The organism is Acetobacterium sp. K1/6 (genome assembly GCF_034438075.1).
GTDB lineage: Bacteria > Bacillota > Clostridia > Eubacteriales > Eubacteriaceae > Acetobacterium > Acetobacterium carbinolicum.
In genome coordinates this window covers 1-2162 of sequence record NZ_JAXQGA010000060.1, presented here as the reverse complement: position 1 = coordinate 2162, position 2162 = coordinate 1, and the positions used below count along the sequence as shown (strand labels likewise).

2 protein-coding genes are annotated in these 2162 nt (G+C 43.5%); both read left to right on the top strand.

Annotated features, from left to right (window positions below; genetic code table 11):
- Positions 1 to 93 precede the first annotated feature (93 nt).
- The gene (gene istA / locus U2P91_RS17810) at positions 94 to 1338 is read left to right on the top strand and encodes an IS21 family transposase (protein ID WP_111887535.1); all 1245 of its coding nucleotides are present in this window, start codon (positions 94 to 96) and stop codon (positions 1336 to 1338) included.
- Positions 1332 to 2120, top strand: coding sequence for an IS21-like element helper ATPase IstB (gene istB / locus U2P91_RS17805; RefSeq protein WP_111887536.1), 789 nt, complete (start codon positions 1332 to 1334; stop codon positions 2118 to 2120). The genes istA and istB overlap by 7 nt, the downstream gene beginning before the upstream one ends.
- Positions 2121 to 2162: the final 42 nt, after the last annotated feature.

The following is a 2162-nucleotide window of genomic DNA, read 5'->3' as shown; positions in this document are numbered from 1 at the left end:
TGTCAAAATCGGTGTTAAAATACCCATAATAAACGGTTGAAAATTCCCCAAAAACACGGTATGTTTCTTCTTAAAGATAAGGAGGACAACCGAATGATTACAATTGAGGAGTATTACATGATCAAATGTTTAAAGAACAAGGGAATGTCAATCATGCAGATTTCCAGAGAAATGGGTGTTGATCGAAAAACGGTCAGCAACTGGCTTAAGCACAACGAACCGCCAGCATATCGGAAACGTCAGTTTCGGCAAGGAAAGCTTGATCCGTTTAAAGATTATATCCTGGAACGAATGAATGAAGGCTGTGTCAATGCCGCTGTGATTTTTGATGAAATTGCAGCCGACGGGTACCAGGGGAAAATGACGATTCTTCGGGAATTCATGAAACCATATCGCGAAAAAGTGTTAGCCAAAGCATCAATCCGCTATGAAACGCCCCCTGGCAAACAGGCCCAGGTTGACTGGGGAGAATTCGTTGTCACGATGCCCGATGGAAAGCTCAAAAAATTGTATGCCTTCATCATGGTTTTAGGGCATTCCAGAAATTATTATCTTGAGTTTACGGAGAGTTCGAAATTTGACACATTAATCGGTTGCCATGAACGGGCATTTGCCTATTTTGGTGGTGTAACAGAGAGCATTCTGTATGACAATATGAAAACTGTTGTTGCCCACAGTCACAAAACCGGCAACGATAAATGGAATCAGCGGTTTTTGCGATTTGCCGAGCATCACCATTTTATTCCGGTTCGGCATCGGCCTTATCTGCCCCGTTCCAAGGGCAAGGTGGAACGCGGGGTCCGATATGTACGCGGCAACTTCTGGCCCAGAGTCAAAAGCTTTTCCGATCTAACTGACCTCAATGAACAGGCTCGACTCTGGCTGGATACGAAATGTAACGTCAGGCTTCATCAGACAATTCACAAAATTCCCCGTGATAGACTGAAGGAAGAACAGCTGAAACCCGTTAATACCGAACCGTTTCTTTCTGTGGATCTGGTCAGCAGGAAGGTCATGAATGATTGTATGATCAGTTATCAGTCCAATTATTTTTCCGTTCCCTTCCGCTTTGTTGGTCACCGTGTCGGTGTGCGGGATCTGAGAAATGGAACGATTGAAATCTATGATGAAACTGGTGCTTTGATTGAAGGTTACCGGAAACCGGCTCAAAAACATCAGGTTCAAAAAATGAAAAAGCACTTTGAAGGATTGAACAGTCAAAACCATAAAGCCAAAGCCCGCAAAGCACCGCTTATGATTCCAGATCAATCGCCCAAAGTGCATCAAAGACCGCTCGCAGTCTATGATTCTTTAGTCAGTGAGGTGACCATATGGTAACCCATCACCTGAAGGAAGCTTTTGATCGTCTGAATCTCACGCATATGGCCGCCGTTTATGACCACCATGCTGAAGAAGCTTCCAAGGATAGTATATCCTATTTGGAGTTTCTGGACAAGCTGCTTTGGGCAGAAATTGATGCAAAAAGAGAACGGACAACTACGACGAACTTGAAACTTGCAAAATTTCCCTATATCAAGGCCATCGATTCATTTGACTTTGATTTCCAGCCCAGTGCCAATCAGCGTAAGGTAAATGAACTGAAAACGCTCGCCTTTGTGGAACGTTCCGAAAATGTCGTGTTTTTGGGCCCGCCCGGCGTTGGCAAAACTCATCTGGCCGTAGGTCTGGCGGTTTGTGCGATCAAAAGTGGCTATACTGCTTATTTTCTCAGTGCACATGAACTGATTTCAATGATTCAGGAAAATATTGTTTCCGGGCGCATTCATCGCAAACTTAAAACACTGAATAAACCCAATATCCTGATTATTGATGAAGTTGGCTATGCGGCCATGGATGATGAAGTGGCTCATTACTTTTTTCAGATTGTTTCCAATCGCTATGAAAAAGGCTCAATCATTCTGACTTCCAACAAGTCCTACGGTAGTTGGGGTGATGTGTTCGGAAATAATGTCGTTGCAACGGCGATCCTGGATCGACTGCTGCATCATTCCACAACGATCAATATCAAAGGTGACAGCTATCGGATTAGGGAAAAGAAAAAGGCTGGCTTTTATGATGTCAGCCTATATGAAAACGAATCGAACGATGCTAATGGGTAATTTTTACCGTTTATTTTGGGAAGTTTTAAAACGGTATTGACA

Bases quoted from the DNA above. Each gene is read 5' to 3' on its own strand.
- istB (WP_111887536.1), top strand. From the start codon at position 1,332: ATGGTAACCCATCACCTGAAGGAAGCTTTTGATCGTCTGAATCTCACG.
- istA (WP_111887535.1), top strand. From the start codon at position 94: ATGATTACAATTGAGGAGTATTACATGATCAAATGTTTAAAGAACAAG.